At 37.1% G+C, this 18,010-nt stretch carries 28 protein-coding genes; 8 read left to right on the top strand and 20 right to left on the bottom strand.

Annotated elements, in window-relative coordinates:
- Window positions 1-422: 422 nt before the first annotated feature.
- The 4 genes from KS419_RS14935 to KS419_RS14920 form a co-directional block, all read right to left on the bottom strand.
- On the bottom strand, window positions 423-644 hold the full coding sequence (locus KS419_RS14935; RefSeq protein ID WP_281419818.1) for a YjcZ family sporulation protein: 222 nt from the start codon (window positions 642-644) through the stop codon (window positions 423-425).
- Window positions 645-702: 58 nt separating this feature from the next.
- Entirely contained in the window at window positions 703-825 is a 123-nt protein-coding gene (locus KS419_RS14930) for a YjcZ family sporulation protein (protein WP_217067192.1), read from the bottom strand.
- A gap of 192 nt (window positions 826-1,017) precedes the next feature.
- Complete coding sequence (locus KS419_RS14925; protein WP_217067191.1) at window positions 1,018-1,191, bottom strand: YjcZ family sporulation protein; 174 nt, start codon at window positions 1,189-1,191, stop codon at window positions 1,018-1,020.
- A 90-nt stretch (window positions 1,192-1,281) separates the two neighbouring features.
- Window positions 1,282-1,395, bottom strand: a complete 114-nt coding sequence (locus KS419_RS14920; RefSeq protein ID WP_217067190.1) for a YjcZ family sporulation protein — start codon at window positions 1,393-1,395, stop codon at window positions 1,282-1,284.
- A 262-nt stretch (window positions 1,396-1,657) separates the two neighbouring features.
- On the opposite strand from KS419_RS14920, the gene KS419_RS14915 reads away from it, so the two are divergent.
- A complete protein-coding gene (locus KS419_RS14915; RefSeq protein ID WP_217067189.1) occupies window positions 1,658-2,005 on the top strand; it encodes a hypothetical protein in 348 nt (115 codons plus the stop codon).
- Window positions 2,006-2,183: 178 nt separating this feature from the next.
- On the opposite strand, the gene KS419_RS14910 is transcribed toward KS419_RS14915, so the two are convergent.
- The 6 genes from KS419_RS14910 to erpA form a co-directional block, all read right to left on the bottom strand.
- Window positions 2,184-2,657 (bottom strand): YppG family protein, encoded by a 474-nt coding sequence (locus KS419_RS14910; protein ID WP_217067188.1) that lies wholly within the window; start codon window positions 2,655-2,657, stop codon window positions 2,184-2,186.
- 350 nt (window positions 2,658-3,007) lie between these two features.
- Window positions 3,008-3,394, bottom strand: a complete 387-nt coding sequence (locus tag KS419_RS14905; RefSeq protein WP_217067187.1) for an Hsp20/alpha crystallin family protein — start codon at window positions 3,392-3,394, stop codon at window positions 3,008-3,010.
- A 486-nt stretch (window positions 3,395-3,880) separates the two neighbouring features.
- Window positions 3,881-4,030 (bottom strand): YrzI family small protein, encoded by a 150-nt coding sequence (locus tag KS419_RS14900; protein ID WP_217067186.1) that lies wholly within the window; start codon window positions 4,028-4,030, stop codon window positions 3,881-3,883.
- Window positions 4,031-4,064: 34 nt separating this feature from the next.
- On the bottom strand, window positions 4,065-4,214 hold the full coding sequence (locus tag KS419_RS14895) for a YrzI family small protein (protein WP_217067185.1): 150 nt from the start codon (window positions 4,212-4,214) through the stop codon (window positions 4,065-4,067).
- Window positions 4,215-4,793: 579 nt separating this feature from the next.
- Window positions 4,794-4,916 (bottom strand): hypothetical protein, encoded by a 123-nt coding sequence (locus KS419_RS25265; RefSeq protein ID WP_281419817.1) that lies wholly within the window; start codon window positions 4,914-4,916, stop codon window positions 4,794-4,796.
- 153 nt (window positions 4,917-5,069) lie between these two features.
- A complete protein-coding gene (erpA, locus tag KS419_RS14890; protein ID WP_217067184.1) occupies window positions 5,070-5,423 on the bottom strand; it encodes an iron-sulfur cluster insertion protein ErpA in 354 nt (117 codons plus the stop codon).
- 337 nt (window positions 5,424-5,760) lie between these two features.
- Here erpA and mqnE point away from each other — a divergent pair, with 337 nt between their 5' ends.
- Window positions 5,761-6,855: an aminofutalosine synthase MqnE gene (gene mqnE / locus KS419_RS14885; RefSeq protein ID WP_217067183.1), complete on the top strand. Its 1,095-nt coding sequence runs from the start codon at window positions 5,761-5,763 to the stop codon at window positions 6,853-6,855.
- A gap of 245 nt (window positions 6,856-7,100) precedes the next feature.
- On the opposite strand, the gene dapF is transcribed toward mqnE, so the two are convergent.
- From dapF to KS419_RS14870, 3 genes are all read right to left on the bottom strand, one after another.
- The gene (gene dapF, locus KS419_RS14880) at window positions 7,101-7,970 is read right to left on the bottom strand and encodes a diaminopimelate epimerase (RefSeq protein ID WP_246594192.1); all 870 of its coding nucleotides are present in this window, start codon (window positions 7,968-7,970) and stop codon (window positions 7,101-7,103) included.
- A gap of 29 nt (window positions 7,971-7,999) precedes the next feature.
- Entirely contained in the window at window positions 8,000-8,236 is a 237-nt protein-coding gene (locus KS419_RS14875) for a hypothetical protein (protein WP_217067182.1), read from the bottom strand.
- A 157-nt stretch (window positions 8,237-8,393) separates the two neighbouring features.
- Complete coding sequence (locus KS419_RS14870) at window positions 8,394-8,630, bottom strand: YuzB family protein (protein WP_217067181.1); 237 nt, start codon at window positions 8,628-8,630, stop codon at window positions 8,394-8,396.
- A 267-nt stretch (window positions 8,631-8,897) separates the two neighbouring features.
- Between KS419_RS14870 and KS419_RS14865 the strand changes: the two genes are divergently transcribed.
- The gene (locus KS419_RS14865; RefSeq protein WP_217067180.1) at window positions 8,898-9,968 is read left to right on the top strand and encodes an NAD(P)/FAD-dependent oxidoreductase; all 1,071 of its coding nucleotides are present in this window, start codon (window positions 8,898-8,900) and stop codon (window positions 9,966-9,968) included.
- Between the two features lie 174 nt (window positions 9,969-10,142).
- Here the strand turns inward: KS419_RS14865 and KS419_RS14860 are convergent, their stop codons facing one another.
- Window positions 10,143-10,442 (bottom strand): YuzD family protein, encoded by a 300-nt coding sequence (locus KS419_RS14860; protein ID WP_217067179.1) that lies wholly within the window; start codon window positions 10,440-10,442, stop codon window positions 10,143-10,145.
- A 188-nt stretch (window positions 10,443-10,630) separates the two neighbouring features.
- On the opposite strand from KS419_RS14860, the gene KS419_RS14855 reads away from it, so the two are divergent.
- On the top strand, window positions 10,631-10,867 hold the full coding sequence (locus tag KS419_RS14855; RefSeq protein ID WP_217067178.1) for a NifU family protein: 237 nt from the start codon (window positions 10,631-10,633) through the stop codon (window positions 10,865-10,867).
- A gap of 78 nt (window positions 10,868-10,945) precedes the next feature.
- Here KS419_RS14855 and yutH read toward each other — a convergent pair whose 3' ends face one another.
- A complete protein-coding gene (yutH, locus tag KS419_RS14850) occupies window positions 10,946-11,992 on the bottom strand; it encodes a spore coat putative kinase YutH (protein ID WP_217067177.1) in 1,047 nt (348 codons plus the stop codon).
- 199 nt (window positions 11,993-12,191) lie between these two features.
- Between yutH and KS419_RS14845 the strand changes: the two genes are divergently transcribed.
- Window positions 12,192-12,683, top strand: a complete 492-nt coding sequence (locus KS419_RS14845) for a phosphatidylglycerophosphatase A family protein (RefSeq protein WP_217067176.1) — start codon at window positions 12,192-12,194, stop codon at window positions 12,681-12,683.
- 103 nt (window positions 12,684-12,786) lie between these two features.
- On the opposite strand, the gene KS419_RS14840 is transcribed toward KS419_RS14845, so the two are convergent.
- From KS419_RS14840 to KS419_RS14830, 3 genes are all read right to left on the bottom strand, one after another.
- On the bottom strand, window positions 12,787-13,557 hold the full coding sequence (locus tag KS419_RS14840; RefSeq protein WP_217067175.1) for a TIGR01457 family HAD-type hydrolase: 771 nt from the start codon (window positions 13,555-13,557) through the stop codon (window positions 12,787-12,789).
- A gap of 93 nt (window positions 13,558-13,650) precedes the next feature.
- Window positions 13,651-14,283, bottom strand: coding sequence for a helix-turn-helix transcriptional regulator (locus KS419_RS14835; RefSeq protein ID WP_217067196.1), 633 nt, complete (start codon window positions 14,281-14,283; stop codon window positions 13,651-13,653).
- A gap of 306 nt (window positions 14,284-14,589) precedes the next feature.
- Window positions 14,590-15,036, bottom strand: coding sequence for a DUF86 domain-containing protein (locus KS419_RS14830; protein WP_217067195.1), 447 nt, complete (start codon window positions 15,034-15,036; stop codon window positions 14,590-14,592).
- 162 nt (window positions 15,037-15,198) lie between these two features.
- Here KS419_RS14830 and KS419_RS14825 point away from each other — a divergent pair, with 162 nt between their 5' ends.
- Complete coding sequence (locus tag KS419_RS14825; protein ID WP_217067174.1) at window positions 15,199-15,465, top strand: DUF3055 domain-containing protein; 267 nt, start codon at window positions 15,199-15,201, stop codon at window positions 15,463-15,465.
- Between the two features lie 140 nt (window positions 15,466-15,605).
- A complete protein-coding gene (locus KS419_RS14820) occupies window positions 15,606-15,878 on the top strand; it encodes a hypothetical protein (protein ID WP_217067194.1) in 273 nt (90 codons plus the stop codon).
- A 55-nt stretch (window positions 15,879-15,933) separates the two neighbouring features.
- Here the strand turns inward: KS419_RS14820 and KS419_RS14815 are convergent, their stop codons facing one another.
- Window positions 15,934-16,227 carry a YutD family protein gene (locus tag KS419_RS14815; RefSeq protein ID WP_217067173.1) on the bottom strand — a complete coding sequence of 98 codons (294 nt, stop codon included), beginning with the start codon at window positions 16,225-16,227 and terminating at the stop codon, window positions 15,934-15,936.
- Window positions 16,228-16,370: 143 nt separating this feature from the next.
- Between KS419_RS14815 and KS419_RS14810 the strand changes: the two genes are divergently transcribed.
- Entirely contained in the window at window positions 16,371-17,057 is a 687-nt protein-coding gene (locus KS419_RS14810) for a YhcN/YlaJ family sporulation lipoprotein (RefSeq protein ID WP_217067172.1), read from the top strand.
- 50 nt (window positions 17,058-17,107) lie between these two features.
- On the opposite strand, the gene lipA is transcribed toward KS419_RS14810, so the two are convergent.
- The gene (lipA, locus tag KS419_RS14805) at window positions 17,108-17,989 is read right to left on the bottom strand and encodes a lipoyl synthase (protein ID WP_217067171.1); all 882 of its coding nucleotides are present in this window, start codon (window positions 17,987-17,989) and stop codon (window positions 17,108-17,110) included.
- Window positions 17,990-18,010: the final 21 nt, after the last annotated feature.

Genomic DNA, 18,010 nt, shown 5'->3' with positions numbered 1-18,010 from the left:
ATGATAGGAGAAAACCGCTCCTATCATGCTTTTTAAAGATTGCGACGGCTACGCTCATTGCTTAGGGACTGTAAAAGTGGAAAAGCACCACTTTTCAGTTCCCATGCGATTAAGAAGCAACTGAAAAAGTTTAAAACCACTTTTTCAGTTCCTTTTATTTGTATGGCAATGGCTGCGCTCGTCGCTCGCATGATAGGAGAAAACCACTCCTATCAAGCTTTTTAAAGATTGCGACGGCTACGCTCATTGCTTAGGGACTGTAAAAGTGGAAAAGCACCACTTTTCAGTTCCCATGCGAGTAGGCGCTGGAGCTAGACAATGCCCGAAGGTGCAAAAACTTATGCTTTCTTATTTTTTACAGAGAAAAGGCTGTTGGATAATCCAACAGCCTTCTTCCTCATTCATGCAGCCTGAGTCTGCTATTAGTAAGCTCCAGTTCCAGCTGCTAATGCTGCTCCGATAATTACCAATAGGATAAACAGTACAAGGACTAATGCAAATCCTCCTGCAAATCCTCCACCATGAGCTGGTGCTGGTGCTGCTACTGGTGCAGCTGGTGCACAGCAACCATAGTATCCTGGTTCACCGTATCCATAACCACCCATTGCTGCTGGGTCTGCGTATCCTCCGTGATAGTGACTCATTTAAGAATTCCTCCTCGTTAAAATTTGATTTATTCGATTCGATAATACTGTTTAAACCTTAGTAATATCCGTAACCGTGTCCTGGTCTAACAACGGCTGCTCCGATAATTACTAACAAGATAAACACTACAAGAATAAACGCGAATCCACCTACGCCTGCGCCTGCGGTCGTATGACTCATGAAACATTCACTCCTTCGAGAAAAGTCTTTGCGAAATATCCTTCGCACCAATAACATATGTGGAAGATGACATTTTGTATAGACGATAATCCAATATTGTTTAAATTAGGCTCTTGCTTATGAGTAGTCATCTTCCAAGTTTATAATGAAAAGGCTGTAGGAAAGTCCTCACAGCCTTCTGTTTTTTGCTAATTAGTATGCTGCTCCAGTTCCTGCAGCTAAAGCTGCCCCAATGATTACTAATAGGATAAACAATACAAGGATTAACGCAAATCCTCCTGCAAATCCTCCTCCGTGTGCTGGTGCTGCTACAGGTGCTGTAGGAGCACAACCGTAAGCTGCATATGGGTCTTGATAGTGACTCATTTTGAATTCCTCCTTTTTAAATTTAAGAAACCTTCATTTTTCAACATTTTTCCTCTCACTTATTGAGTGAGAGTCAAACCGGAGAACTTTTTAGTAATAATATCCCCCTGGTCTTACTACTGCTGCACCAATAATTACTAACAAAATGAACACCACGATAATAAACGCAAAACCTGAAGCGTATCCTCCAGCAGGTGCACCCATCTGAGCTTCCCTCCTCTTAGCTAATTTTCCTGCGATTTTTTCTTCGCATTAATACTGTATGTAGGAGCCAACATTTTGTATAGACTTCTGCTGATATATTTAAAATCGTGTAGTTCGCCCAGTACATCTGTAAAGAGTTAGGCTTACGTCATTTAGAAAGAACTAAAAAGGGATTTTTTATAAAAAACTAGCACATATGTACAATCAACAAATTACTTAGTTAATAAACTATTAAAAGATTCCCAAGAAGGGAGGGATATGAATGAGTTACTATGATTTATGTTGTCAACACCAAGGTCAATTCGTACAAATAACAGAAAAATGTGGTAAAACGCATACTGGAAGAATAATGGATGTTGATCAGGAAAATGTCTGGCTTGAACGCCCTGCAATGGCCAGAGGCGGCTTTGGTTATGGATATCCTGGTTACTATGGTCACGGTGCAGCACCTGGATATGGTCATTACGGTGCCCCAGGTTACGGTGCTCCCGCAGGATATGGTGCACCTGGATATGGCCCTCGCCCTGGATGGGGTGGAAACCCTAATTTCTTCCCGGTTGCTCTTGCAGGTATTGGAGGATTTGCATTAGGATCTGCCTTTTTCTGGTAGAATAAAGCATTTACAAACAATAAAATCAATAATTTTAAACTCACCTGTTGGAATTTATTTTTCAATAGGTGAGTTTTTTAAAATACATTCGAGATATACATATTTGAGTATACGAACAAAAATATAAAAATGGTTGCCCCCTTCTCAGGAGACAACCTCACATAAATGGTCAACTAAATTAAGATTTCTTAAATACTGAAATTAATGGAGATAGCTGTTTCACCAATGGACTAACCTGACCATAAATTCCACTCACTTGATTGACACTATTTCCTAGTTTTTCGAAATCTAGTGAACCATCTTCTTTTTGAAAATGTTTCATTACATTCATTTTCTGCTTTGGCATCTTTTGTTTTTTAGAAAATGGTCCATTAGGCTGCGGCATCGGTTGTTGATGAAACTGATGTTGTGGGTGCTGCTGATGATGCTGAAATGTTTGAGTTGGATGGTGCTGTGGGTGTTGTTGGTACTGTGGGTGTTGTGGATGCTGATATTGTTGCTGATACGGATTTGAATATGGGTGCTGTTGATATGATTGGTGGTGTTGATGGTGGTGTTGATGGTGCTGTTGATGGTGTTGCTTATGATTTCCAAACATTACTTGACTAAAAGGATCTGCCGATCGATTAGGTTCAAATCTTTGTTGTCTCATCTTTTTCCCTCCCTTAAGACAGAAACAAATCATTCATTATATTATATGATTATGTAAGGAAAATGTTTTTGGAAAGGGCTAAAATCAGGTTTTGGTTTTAAAAGAAAAGCGCAATCGCCTAAGATTACGAGCGTAGGGCAGTGGAGGAATGACAACAGAAGTCCGCTTTTTGACTTCAGTTGTCACTTCCGAAGTGCCCCGCAGCGAGTAGGCGATGGAGTTAAATAATCCCCGAATTTGCCAAAACTTATACATTTTACCTATTAAAAAATAAATTGCTAAGTGGATATACTACCACTTAGCAATTTATCTCCATATGAAATACTAAAGCACAAAACATTATTGGTTTGTTATTCCACTGAAATGAATTTACGGTGTTCTTTATTCTTTGTAATAACAATCTTCAACGTGTTGTCTGCAAAAGAAGCTTTTACATCTTTTTCTGTGAATGGGAAGAATACAGGCACAAATCGCTCAATACGTGTTGTCTGCGGAGTTACTTCAACGTCCTCTTTACTTTCTCCTTCAGCAACCTCAATGGGTCTTTCTGCAATGACTAACAAACCATTTCGCACAAATTCGATTTGAAGATGTTCTTTTTCAAACCCTTGAACAACGCCCTCAATGATTAAAGCTTTTTCTGTATCCTGAACATTTAATGTTAGAGTATGAGATGGTTTGCGTCCAGGATTCCCAAATAACGGAAAACCAAATAAATCTGTTCCTCTGTTTAACATTTTACTCTCTCCTTACGCTTCATATTTGTAACCCTCATGTAAAATAATATAGGTCCTAGTCTCGTTTGACATAAACAGTTTATGTAACATCTAGTTGTTTTGACTAGACATTCGTTTAGTTTCTGGGATGTTCTTTGTTTTTGTCGTTATTTTTGTCTATTCAAGCTATTTCTTTATAAGGAAGTTTAACTAAAGTTATATATCTTTTTGTTGACACATCTAAAGACCCTAGCAGCGAATTGTTCCAGTGCTAGAAATAGAAAAATAATTCTGAGCTTAGAAACGAAAAGACTGCCCTATTCAAAAAGTCAATTCCTTAACTTTTTTTGGACAGTCTTTTGTTATATTCATTTATTTATTTGTTTCCCAGCTAAACAAAGCCTTTCCCCTCTGGTAACCGAACAAGATAATAAACTGGTCTTTTTAAAATCACTTTAGCTCTCCTCCTTCTACTAAATTTGAAATCCATTAACCTTTTACGTGACATTAAATTAATCGAGTATACTGTGCTTGTTTTACCTGCATATCATTCCTGACGTCATTACTATACTTTCTTAGTTGTCCATTCATGATTTCTTTTTCAGTAAATTTTCGCTTCGTTATATTTACAGTAATAAAGAATATATGAAACATCATAACCACTCACCTCCTTTAAAAAAGCAGTCAGATGCTAAATTAATCTCGTATATTCCGCTTGCTTTGATTGAACATCCTGACGAAGTTTATTGGCATAACTACGTCGGGCTTCCCTCTGGATATCTTCATTTGTAAACCTTCGTTTATTTATTTTTACAGTAATAAACAATAAATGGAACATCATCATTATCACCTCCTTTTTTTCATTCTAAATGTAGTAAGTTGTTTACCTATTAATGCGCACCAAAAAACGCAGGTCAGAATTGACCTGCGTTATAATCACTTTATGTTAAGTAATTACCAGTTTTTAGACATAATAAAAGCGCAGGTCAATAAGCACTAACCTGCGCATGTATCCAATATATAATAGGAGTTACCGGTGGGACACCAACATGGAGGCCAGTTTTGTATTTAATTGAATTACAGTTTGATAAACGTTTTGCATTTTTTTAGCCTCCTTTCCATTATTTACTACATCTTTCCCACCAATAATAATACTCCTAGTCTGACAAAATGTAAACACCTTTTTTAGTTAAAAGTGTTTATTTTTTTCACTGTTTAGTGCAGTTATTAAGAAAAGCGCAAGCGCCTATGCTCACGAGCGTAGGGCAGTGGAGGAATGACAACTTGAAGTCCGCTCTTTGACTTCGGTTGTCATTTCCGAAGTGTCCCGCAGCGAGTAGGCGCTGGAGCTAGACATCTTGCCCGAAGGTGCAAAAACTTATAAATTCTTACCTTTTAAGAAAAGCGCAAGCGCCTATGCTCACGAGCGTAGGGCAGTGCCTCTTCCTCTACTAGCTAACGCTCCGTTGTTTATCCGTCCATCGGGCAAAACGCCACATCCTGTGGCATGCCCGATATTAGGACGTCCTGTCCGTCGAGGCAACTCGAAGCATACTCGCGAAGTAAACGCTCGTTGGACAGCGAATTCGAAGAAGTAGCTTGAAGTCCGCTCTTTGACTTCGGTTGTCACTTCCGAAGGTACCAAAACTTATAAATATAATAAAAAAAGAGACCGAGACGGTCTCTTTTTTATATTTCAGCATTCTTCTGGTGTACCAGTATTTGTTGCAGTTCTAAAAGAAGACCCACATCCACATGATGCAATGGCGTTAGGATTATCAATTGTGAAACCTCCACCCATCATGTTCTGTTTATAGTCAATGACAAGTCCTTTTAATATTCCTTCACTTTCTTTATCCACTACCACATTTATTCCATTTTGTTCGAACGTAATATCATCTTCAGCTATTTCTGTTTCGAATCCCATCCCGTAAGATAGTCCACTGCAACCGCCACCTTTGACTCCAACACGTAAAGCTAAATCTTTCTTTTCTTCCTCTTCCATCATTTTTTTTATTTGAGCAACAGCTGCTTCTGTAACTTTAATCATATAAATCACCCCTTTATCCTTCAGAAGTTAACTATAGTATATCTTTTCCCAAAACATCCTTCAAGAAATCAAATCGGAAACTAAGGCTTAGGTAATTTTTAAGTAAGCGTAAAAATCTACGAAAGGTTTCCATATATTCTATTTGTCACTATTGTAAAATTGATGGTAAGATAGAGAAAGAGTTTCGGCATACGAAAAAGGTTTTATGTCTTCATAATATGCATTCGTGTGCAGTTATGTTTATAATTTTAAACAATATCATATGGTAGACTTTTGCCATGTTTTATCAAACAAGCTATACTAGTAGCTTTTATTACTGTTGATCGGGGGAAAAATAATGAACACTATTTTATTAGATAACAGTCTAAAAGAGATTCAAGAGAAAGTTGTCCAAGGAGAACGCCTTTCCATTGAAGATGGACTAAAGCTTTATGAAACAACTGATCTGCTAGCTATCGCACAATTAGCTAATCAGGTGAATACGAAAATAAACGGTGATAATGTTTATTTCATTCAAAACATGTATATTAATCCCACAAATGTCTGTGAAGCAAGCTGTTCTTTCTGCGGGTTTAAACGTAAACCTGGTGAAGAAGGCGCTTATACAATGAACGAGGAAGAATTATTAAAATATGTGGAAGATCGTTGGAATGATAATATTCGTGAGTTTCATATCGTTGGTGGACATAATACGGAAGTTCCATTTGACTATTATTTAGATACGATTCGTATTTTAAAGAAACATTATCCCCAATGTACAGTTAAAGCTTATACAGGAGCAGAAATTGAATTTTTCTCCCGTATTTCTGGTTTATCCATGAAAGAAGTATTGGAAGAACTTATTAAAGCAGGTCTTGACACACTTCCTGGAGGTGGGGCAGAGATTCTTACGGAACGGTATCGTGCAAAAATGAGCCCAGAGAAGGCTTCAACAGATCAGTGGTTGGAAGCACATGAAATTGCTCATGGACTTGGATTAAAAACACATGCAACGATGTTATACGGTTCCATAGAGTCCAAGGAAGAACGGTTAATTCATATGGACCGCCTTCGTCAATTACAAGATCGCACAAATGGATATATGGTATTCATTCCTTTAGCAATGCAGCCTAAAAGTATTAATGCAGGATTAAAACGCCGTACTTCCGCATACGATGATCTTCGTACCATTGCAATCAGTCGCTTAATGCTTGATAATTTCGACCATATTAAAGCTTACTGGATAAATATTGGACCTCAATTAACACAAATGGCATTAGCTTTTGGAAGTTCAGACATTCACGGTACCTTAATTGAGGAAAGAATTTCCCACTCTGTTGGGGCATTAACCTCTCAAGGACTTACGCGAGAAGAACTAATACATTTAATCAAAGGTGCAAATAAAGTTCCTGTCGAAAGGGACACTTTTTACAATGTTGTGAAAAAATACTAAATCGATTGACCGTCTCCCAGTTGAGACGGTTTTTTCATTAGTTTATAAAAAAGTTACTGTATAGTTAACCTCTCGTTCCACATTAAAAAGGTTGTTCAAAGATTTATCCCACATGGAACTACTTCAAACAACCCTACTTTTATTAGTCTATGTTAATGTTCCGTGTTGATGCGAACTGCAATTTATCTTCACGGATAAAACAGCGGAGCTCATATTATTGAAAATTAACATTTGCAAATCTACTATTATTTCCTCTGATTTTTTCGGTAATAGGTTCCTTCACAAATTGTTTCGGCAGGACCTTTCATCCAAACATGGTCTCTCTCATCCCAAGTGATATACAAATCTCCACCAGCTAAATGAACTTGTACTTCCTCTCCCTTATTGGACAACCCATTTAGCACAGACGCCACAACTGCAGCACATGCACCAGTACCACATGCTTGCGTTACTCCTGATCCACGTTCCCAAACACGAAAATGAAGTTCATCCCCTGAAACCTGCTGGACAAATTCCACATTTACACTCTCTGGAAAACGTTCATGCTTTTCAACTTTTGGCCCGAGTGTCATCAGCGGTGCATCTTCAATATCATCCACAAAAAATATAGCATGGGGGTTTCCCATGGATACAACTGTCATTTCATGATTTTCGGAGTCCACTTCTATTTTTTCCCCAACGATTGGTCCCTCTTGTGAAACACCTGTCACAGGTATTTGCTCAGCTTGAAATCTAGGTTTCCCCATATCTACTGTCACTAGCAGAACTGAACCTGCATCATCTGGATGGACTGTCGCCTGAACAATTCCCCCAAGTGTTTCAATGGTCATTACTTTTTTGCTTATCAGATTATAATCATAGGCGTATTTCGCTACACATCGAAGTCCGTTTCCACAGTTTTTTGCCTCAGAACCATCTTTATTAAAAATTCTCATTTGTAGATCCGCCACATCCGAAGGGCCCATCAGAATTAAACCATCCGAGCCAATGCCGGTATAGATATCCGATACTTCAACTGCTAATAAAGAAAGTTCTTTCTCCTCTAGTTTCACATCAAAACAATTGATAAATATATATTGATTACCTAACCCATGCATTTTCGTGAACTTTACCATCAACAGTTCTTCCTTTCAAAATTAACTAGTTATCTCAGCTTTTCATTCGTCCAAAAATAATCATCGTCTGCTTCTAAAATTAACATTGTTTTTAAACAGCAAGGGAGATTTAGCCGCTGTTTCACACTATCTTTTGCCCTCTTTAATGAGATTATTGACATATGGGTTAGTACATTACTAGTACTGCAATAGGGACACTCCTGTAAATAGATTTCCCCCATTTGGATTTCATACGGCCAAGTATGATTAAATGGTATTGGTTTCATTATGTCACCTTCTATCCTATTTCATCATAGTACTACGGGAGAATAATATTATTTAAAAATATTGTAACACATCTTTCATCATCTATAGGATAAAAAAGATAGTTACAATCCTGATTAATAATAAAGCCATCGGCAACTTTAGTCACCGATAGCGAATTTAAAACATTGGATTATCTTCTATGAATTGATAAATATTGGTTAGCAATTCTTCATTTGTATTCCCCGTTACAATCTCACCATTTACGAGGGCAAACTTTTTTCTTGCACATTGGCCGCAAAAGCTTAAACATCCATATTCGATAACATCTAAATTAGGATCCTTCTCTAATATTTCCTTTACTGCTTGCGTCCCACTGGCTAAATTGCTAACACAAAATTCGATGATTGGATTCATTTATAAACCACCTCAACGTGTTAGTCAACATTATCTTCATCATCCTACAGTTTCCCACTTTATTTGTCAACAATGTAACACGAAACTCTTCAAAGAGAAGATGGTAATAATGGGATTTGTCTTGAAGATTAGCCTGATAAGTATATTGTTATTTCGACAAAAAACTGTTACTATTTTAAATGTTGAGTAAATTATTATATCCATGTTGTAAATATTATATACAAAAAATTACATAAAATAGTAGAGTTTGAAAGAGGAGGCTTATTTGTGCGGAATTTAATCATACTCGGTGGAGGATACGGTGGTCTTCGTGTCATTCAGAAACTCCTTACTTCAAAAACGTTGAAAGATATTTCGATTACATTAATTGAAAAAGAGCCTTATCATAGCTTAAAAACGGAATTCTATGCTTTAGCTGCTGGAACAGTAGCTGACTCTCATTTACGTGTAGCGTTCCCTAACGATGTTCGTTTAGAGTTGAAATTTGAAACTGTTTCCCATATTAATTTAGAAAATCAAGTAGTAGATTTAGAGAACGGAGATCAACTCCATTATGACGATTTAATAATTGGTTTAGGCTGTGAAGATAAATATCATGGTGTACCAGGGGCAGATAAATATACACTTAGTATCCAAAGTATGCGCAGAGCAAGAAAGACATATCAAGTTTTACAGGGTGTAAAGGCAAACGGATCTGTTGCGATTGTTGGTGGTGGATTGAGCGGGGTGGAATTGGCAAGTGAATTGAGGGAAAGCCGTCCAGATCTCACTGTAAAATTATTTGATCGAGGAGAAAATATTCTGTCCATGTTCCCTGCCAAACTTTACACTTATGTGCAATCATGGTTAAAAGATCATCAAGTGGAGATTATTAATCGAGCAAATATAACAAAGGTTGAATCGGAAATTCTTTATAATCATGATAAACCCGTTTCCGCTGATGCGATTATTTGGACAGCTGGAATACAAGCGAATAAATTAGTTCGAAATCTTGACGTGGAAAAAGATTCTATCGGTCGCGTCCTCGTAACAAAATATCATCATATTCCAGGGTTTGATAACGTATTTGTTGTAGGAGATTGTGCAGCACTAAATCATGCACCAAGTGCCCAGTTAGCAGAAGCACAGGCAGAGCAAATTTCGATGCTATTACAAAGGAAATGGGATGGAAAAAAGTATCCTGAAGAAATGCCTCGAATAAAGTTAAAAGGTGTTTTAGGTTCCTTAGGAAAGAAACATGGATTTGGCTTAATGGGTGAAAAAGCACTTACCGGACGTGTTCCCAGGGTTTTAAAATCAGGTGTTCTATGGATGTACAAATATCATTCTGGCTATTAATAAAATACCATAGAACAAATCCTTTTTAAGGTACGACTAGATCGATGTAACACGACTAGATATAAATCCTTTGACATGAACCTTTATAGAAAAATGAGACTGTATAAAAAGAGGGCACTGAAAAAGTTTAAAACAACTTTTCAGTGTCTTCCATAAAAACAGTCTCATTTTTATTTATTCACTTTCTTCAATTTTCTTATATATGTCTTGCAATCGTGGATTTCCTTCAGCAATAACTTCACCACCAATTACTACAAGGGGATAAAAAAACTCATCATCCAATATTTTTCTTGCAAAATCCTTTTGCTCCTCCGTTTGAGGAGATTCAATATCACAATACTCAAATGATATTTTCTGATCTGGATACTTTCGATGAACTGCCGCTTCCAGCCATTCCATGGTTTCTAATGCACTTGGTAAATGTATACAACTGGCACATTTTTCTTCTGCACCATATACTGTCACAATCGTCATAAAATCTTTCTCTCCTTTGACACATCTCATTCACACTATATATAATAACATAAGTATGTAGATATTATTTCCTTTTCATTATTGTCACATTTTTAACTATAAAGATAGAAAAAATAAGACGTGTTCATGGATTTTTTCCTGATTGGATATTATAATGAAAGTAAGAGTAAAGAAAGGAGTTGTTAAGTATGGCAGAAACAACTATTGAATCCCAAGTACAAGAGGTTCTTGATAAATTACGTCCATTCCTGCTTCGAGATGGGGGAGACGTTGAACTAGTTGATGTGGAAGATGGAGTTGTAAAAGTAAGGTTAATGGGGGCTTGTGGATCTTGCCCAAGTTCTACAATTACTTTAAAAGCAGGTATCGAGCGAGCTCTGTTAGAGGAAGTACCAGGAGTTACTGAGCTAGAGCAAGTATTTTAATTAAACACAAACAAAGCGTATTTGTCTCTCACATTTGAGGCAAATACGTTTTTTTTATTTAAAAACACACAGCATTTTTTATTCGATGCTGTGTGCAGAGTGAATAATCCAATCTGGCAGGCTATTTATATGGTTTAACTTAGGATATCGCTTTATCAGAAAGACAAATAATTGTTCATAATCGGCTGTGTTTGAAAATATACTCTCACACTTTTTTTCCAACCTATCCCTTTCTCCTTCCTGTGAACGATAATATGCTTCCACTGTGTTAAAATAATGAAGCGGAAAAAGGAGACGTGCAATTAATAATTTTTGATCTAGCTGTGAAAGGGATTGAATTGATTCATACTCATTAAGAAAAGATGTAATTATTTCTTCACGGACGGAAGGGTTCTCTGAACTGACCCAAATGGTACGGATATATTCAGCTAAGTCTCTTGTATAGTGGTCATGTGTAAAGTCAGTTGGAATTTTAACAGTAGATTCCTGTCCTTCATTTAAAGTTATCCACGTATTTTCTTGAAATTTCACATGGCAGATGGACTTGTTTACCCTCTGATAGGAAAGATCATCAATCAGTATATTCGCCACTAACTGTATGGCATTTTCACTAATACCTATAAAATAAGGAAAAGTTTCGCAAAATTGTTTATCAAAAGAGGACTTCTTTGTGTCCTTTGTTTTTGTAACGTACCAGCTTTCCAGTTGATCTACTCTTCGTTCCCAACGTTCTTTCCACAATAGTTGAGAATTCATCTGCTTTTTATCCTGAGGTGTATAACTAAAGCCCGCTTGATGAAAACTCGCCAGACGTTGACCTAATCCACGTTTTTCAGTTTTTCGAGATAAGGTTTCACTCGGTAACTGAAAAACAGCATAGTTAATCCCGTTATCGTGGATCGTGTTTTTTTTACCATCAGGTTCTAAATAAGTTGCTACATCCTCATCTCCAAAATATTGTATCCACTGCCCCATTAAGGTTTTCTCCTGTAGTGTATTTTCCATTCCATTAATGGGTCGCAAAAGATAACGATTTCCCTCAGCAGCAATAATAAGGTCTTCACCAATGTACATTATTTCTTCTGGATAGATCCGAAAATGTTGAAAAACTTCCCTTTCTAACATATAATCACCACCTTTTCCTCCTATAGTCTATGACCCAGATATGGAAGCTGTTAATAATTCATCAAGAATAATTTTACATACAATTCACCACACTAAGAAGACATGTCCTATCACAGTAATGTTTCAATCATGAGTAAATTTACACAGATTTTAGGCAGCTGCATATACTTTTTAAAACCATAAAAACAGGTGATGTGTGATGAAAAAAAACAGTGACTTTTACACAGAAAAAGCAAGGGAATGGCTTCTAGAACGGGGAGTTAGTATAGAGGATATTGCCGATCTCGTTTATTTTTTACAAAAAAATTACTACAGCAATTTAACGAAAGAGTTATGTATCGAACATATTGAAAAAGTCTTAAAGAAAAGAGAAGTACAAAATGCGATAATGACAGGGATTCAATTGGACCTTCTCTGTGAACAAGGAAAATTGGAAGAACCTCTACAAGGTATTGTGGAACGGGATGAAGGACTGTATGGTGTTGATGAAATAATTGCCCTCTCCATTGTAAATGTTTATGGGTCAATCGGATTTACTAATTATGGTTATATAGACAAATTAAAGCCTGGTGTGTTACAAAAGCTTAACGATAAAAATCAAGGCTGTCATACATTCTTGGATGATATTGTAGGGGCGATAGCCGCTGCAGCGTCTAGTCGTCTAGCACATAGTGCAGAAAATACAGAATAGTGGACAGACTGAAATGGCTTAAATAAACGTCTCAGTTACGGGAATATCTGAGACGTTTATTTGTCAATTATTCAAGGCTGAAGGCACGGGTCTTACCTCTCCTCTAAAATTTCCATTCATCTAAAGAATCAATTGACCATGTTGGCTGTATTTCCAACTGTAGAAGATGTTTTTTTGCAGTTACACCAGTATGGACAATTATTGTATCCATTCCTGCATTAATTCCAGCTAAAATGTCTGTTTGATAATTATCTCCCACCATTACCGTGTCAACCAGAGACGTTCCTAACACGTCTAAGGCTTGTTCTACAATAATTGATTCTGGTTTTCCTATATAGATTGGATTTACTCCAGTGGAAACTTGAACGACGGAAGTCAGTGAACCGTTCCCTGGGAGAAGACCCCGCTCCGTTGGAATTGCAACATCTCCGTTAGTTGATAAAAATAATGCACCAGACCGAACTGCCAGACAAGCTTTTGAAAGTTTTTCATAGTTAATACTTCTATCTATTCCCATGACTACTACATCCACTTCTCCGTCTCCATCAACTAGTTTTAATTCATACTGACGAAGAGCGTCTTCTAATCCCTCTTCCCCTATCATAAACACTCGTCCTTTTGGAAACTTTTCTTTAATATAATTTGATGTTGCCATACTTGTGGTGAAAACATGTTCTGGTGTAGAAGGTATGTCCATAGAAATCAATTTTTCCGCTACATGGCTAGGTGTTCTAGAAGAATTATTTGTTACAAATAAATAAGGTATATTCTTATCCCTAATTTTTTTTACAAAGTGAGATGCGGCTTCAATTCTCTCCTCGCCACGGTACATCGTTCCATCGAGGTCAATTAAAAATCCTTTATAGTCCTTCAATTCCTCTTTCCTCCAATGACTTATTTTTTGAGTTTACTTTTAAAGATTGTTTATAAAAACAGAATCGTCACCCATGATGAGTGACGATGTCAATTATTTCTTTTCTCTGATTCTATAATAACAATGTCCATCTTGTCCAGTGGCGATACAGGTGACGCAATGTACATCTGCATGTAATAATTCCTTCATCAGGTTCATTTCACTCTCACATACTAATGGAAATTCGATAGCAACATCAGCAATTGGGCAATTGTATTGCTTTATGACATATGTTCCATCCTCTTCTGTTGATACTTCTGCCATAAAACCGTTTTCGTTTTGTAGCCTAGCAAACTCCTCTACCTTCTCGCCAAAATCTTTCAAAAACATTCTTTTTTCATATCGATTTTTTATTCTTTCACTACGCCTTGAAAAAAGTTCTTTAACTTTGTCTGTTCCCTCTAATCGTTCTAAATCTTTTAATAATTCAATCGAGAAAGTAGCGTAATCCCTTGGAAATAATTCTTGGCCCGAATGCGATAATTGGTAAACATTCGTTGGGCGACCCATTGCCTGACGAAATAATGTTGTTTCAACAATATCGTCTCTTTCTAATGTATTGAGATGCCTTCTTACAGCCATCTCTGTAATATCAAGTTCATGAGCAATTGCTGAAACCGTTAACTGTTTTTTTCTTTTTAATAGACTGAGAATCTGATCTCGTGTTGAGGTGGTTTTCGTCACCATTTTCCTCACCTTCCTTCTCCTACATTTTACCTAATGAAAAGACATCCGAAAATATAATTACATAAATGTTTACAAATTTGACTTAATCAGTTCATCATATGTTCACTTTTTCACAAATAATAACAAGAAAAGCGCAAGCGCCTATGAACACGAGCGTAGGGCAGTGGAGGAATGACAACTAGAAGTCCGATCCTTTGACTTCGGTTGTCACTTCCGAAGTGCCCCTCAGCGAGTAGGCGCTGGAGCTAGAAAAACTTACCCGGAGATTACAAAAATATCAAATCACCATGGAACACAGGAGTAAATTTACTCCTTATTTGGCAAAAATGCAGAAACTGGTCCTAATTCATTTTTTAAGTACATCCTAACTTTGCCTGGAAAACGCAGTAATGTTTCACTTTCTTTAAAAAAAGAGTTCGCCAATACGTGATGGTTTACTTCCACATAATCCTGCAATAAGTTTTTTCTCCAAGGAAGAATTCTTTTCAGTGCATCCCCATCATCCTTCGAGATAACTTTTTCGTCCTCAAGAATGTCAACCACATCTTCGTAACTTCCTGGATCGCGCATTATAAATCCGTCAATCATTTGGTTCCCAACATCTACAATCACTTCAATTAACATATGTGAAATTCTTTCTAAAGCTAAGCATTCCAGTTCCGTTTCCCATGATTTTTGTTTCGAGAAAACCTCCAACTGTTTTTCTATGTATAATAAACGTTTCTCAATTAATTCTCTGTCCACGAAGTACACTTTCATCATCCTTTCATATCTCACCTTATTTTATCATATTTCCAAAATTCAAGTTTTGAAAATAAAATGTACATTTTTAATTCAATAGTTGGTAATGTAGGAAAAGTTTTGGCATAATTCATATAAAGGGAAAAGTAGGAACAAAGAAAAAGGAGAGATTTTATGTCAGAACGTTTTTTTTTATATGATGAAAATGAAGAAACGAAAACACGCTATGTCAGTTTTATGGGTGAACACCAAAGATACGATATCGTCCTCATATCAACTAACCGATACTATGGGAAAAGATTAGTTCTAGATATTCAGTCTAATCGTTTTGCTATTATTGGACAGGATGATTTGGAAGAACCTGGATATATTGAAGAAGCTTTTCAACTAACAGAAGAGGAAGGAAATGAACTAAGGGATTTCCTTTATGAAGTAATATAACATTCAAGATGTCATTCTCCCCAAATTAAGTGAAGAGAAAAACAGCATTTCATGTGACATATTAAGCAATTATTTATTTGCTAAGAATGTTTCCACCTCCTTTTACCATACTAACTTATAAGGAGGTGTTTTCTTTGTTTATGTACCATGACGATGAATACTACACCGATTTTTCAACAGTGGAAAAGAATAAATCAGAAATTATTCCAGAGCAAACCCCTGAAGGGCCATATGGTTCCCCAATTAAAGGTACCCTACAAAAAACAACTGCCTGGAAAGATGGCCAGCGTTCCGCCAGTGCGTTTACGTATGAGAACCGTAACCTCCATCAAGACTTGGAACGGAAAGACCCAGGGTCTCATCCTACACATGATGATAAACGGATTGACCGAGAAGAACCATTCAAACCATAATTTACACCAATAGAATAACCAAAGCCATCACTTTACGATGGCTTTTGGTTTTTATTTATTTACTTACTGCTTGTGGTTGTTTTACTTTTTTTACAATAAAGTAAGCACAGCCAAAGTTACAATATTCATATAAGTATTCAGGAAGGGAACCAATTTTCGAATCAAAACTTGCCTTTTTATTTTCTTCGTCAAAAAAACCTTTTAATCGTAATTGATCATAACCCCAATCCCCAACGATAAAATCATATTTATTTAAAACATCACTATAACGATTTTTAAATTCTTCTTCATTCCATCCGTTTCTTACATCCTCCACTACTTCGTAAGATGCACCTTGTATACTTACCATCAATTTCCCACCTCGCTTTTCTAATTTCTATCTTGCCTTATTTTTCTACAAATTTCAATAATCAATACAAAAGAGAGCCATTAATTACCACCCTTAAACAAAGGTTCTATCGGTCATCCTACTGATAGGAGGTGTTTTTTAACATGAAAAAAACTGTATTATCTTTGATCACCTTGTTAAGCCTTTCCTTAATTACGAGTGGGTGCGGTAATACGGAAGGATCACATGGAGCTGAAGGGCAACAGATGGATCTCCTCAGGGGTTATCAACAGCCGAATCAGCATTTTGTATTAAATAGACGTGCCACTGATGATACCGATCAATATACGCGGTTTGGATTCGGTCGATATACAGATACAACTGCACTGGGTGGTGCAGCCACCTTAGCAGTATACGACCGTTCCTTAATGGCAGAAACTATTGGTCAATTAACAGCTTCATTAAAAGACGTTCGGGAATCTGCGGCACTTGTTACGGACCAACATGTTCTCGTGGCATATGATTCTGGTGAAAATGAAATGGAGGACATGGATCGTAAATACTTAGCAACGCAAGTGAGGAATACAGCTTATTCCATTGTCCCTGCTTACTTCGATGTCTATGTAAGTGATGACCCGGTAATGATGTTAGAGATTGAAAAGTACCGTGGTATGTCATCAAAGGATCAAGATTATGTCGGTTCACTAAATGCAACCATTGATTTAATGCTGGAATCACCACAAGGAGAACAAATTGATTTTGAAAACTCCCGAATGGAAGATTGGAATAACGACCAGTTCCACGAAGATATTAACGATAATCGTGCAGGGGCAATTCGCTCAGGTAGATAAATGTGAAGGGTGCTACCATTCAGTATGGTAACACCCTTATTTTAATTCAATTATCGTTGTTCCGCTGCATTTACCTGTTCGTCAGCATGGTAAGAGGAACGAACTAATGGACCTGATTCACAATGTTTAAAACCTTTACTTAAGGCAATATCCCGTAATTCCCTAAACTCTTCCGGAGTCCAGTATTTTTTTATCTTTAAATGACTTTTCGTTGGTTGTAAATATTGCCCAATAGTCATAATATCCACATTCACACTTCTTAAATCGTCCATCGTCTCTACTATTTCTTCTTTCGTTTCCCCTAACCCTATCATAAGACTGGATTTGGTTGGTATCTTAGGCTGCATTTCCTTTGCTCTACGCAAAAATTCTAAGGAGCGTTCATACGTCGCCCTAGCCCGGACTCTTGGAGTAAGTCGCTTCACTGTTTCAATGTTATGATTTAAGATAGCCGGCTGGGCATCCAACAATATTTTTAAATTCTCCTCTTTACCACCCATATCAGAAGGTAGTACTTCTACGGTAGTAAAAGGACTACGACGTCTAATCGCACGAACGGTCTCTGCAAAAATTTCCGCCCCACCATCTTTTAAATCATCTCTTGCCACTGCAGTAATTACTGCATGTTTTAACCCCATCAACGCTACTGATTCCGCTACTCTTTCCGGCTCTTCGCGGTCAAGTTCTGTTGGCAATCCCGTTTTAACAGCACAAAAACGGCAAGCACGGGTACAGATGTCACCTAATATCATAAAAGTTGCTGTTTTCCGTTCTGCCCAACATTCATGTATATTTGGGCACCGTGCTTCTTCACAAACAGTATGTAGTTTCTTCTCCCGCATCATCTTCTTTAGCCCAGTGTATGATTCATTGGTATTTAACTTTATTTTTAACCAATCTGGTTTACGGATGTATTCTTCCTGTTTTGCCATGTCGTTCACGCTCCGTTTAAT

Origin of the sequence: Evansella tamaricis (assembly GCF_019042215.1) — a bacterium.
GTDB lineage: Bacteria > Bacillota > Bacilli > Bacillales > Salisediminibacteriaceae > Evansella > Evansella tamaricis.
This window is presented reverse-complemented; position numbering and strand designations above follow the sequence as displayed.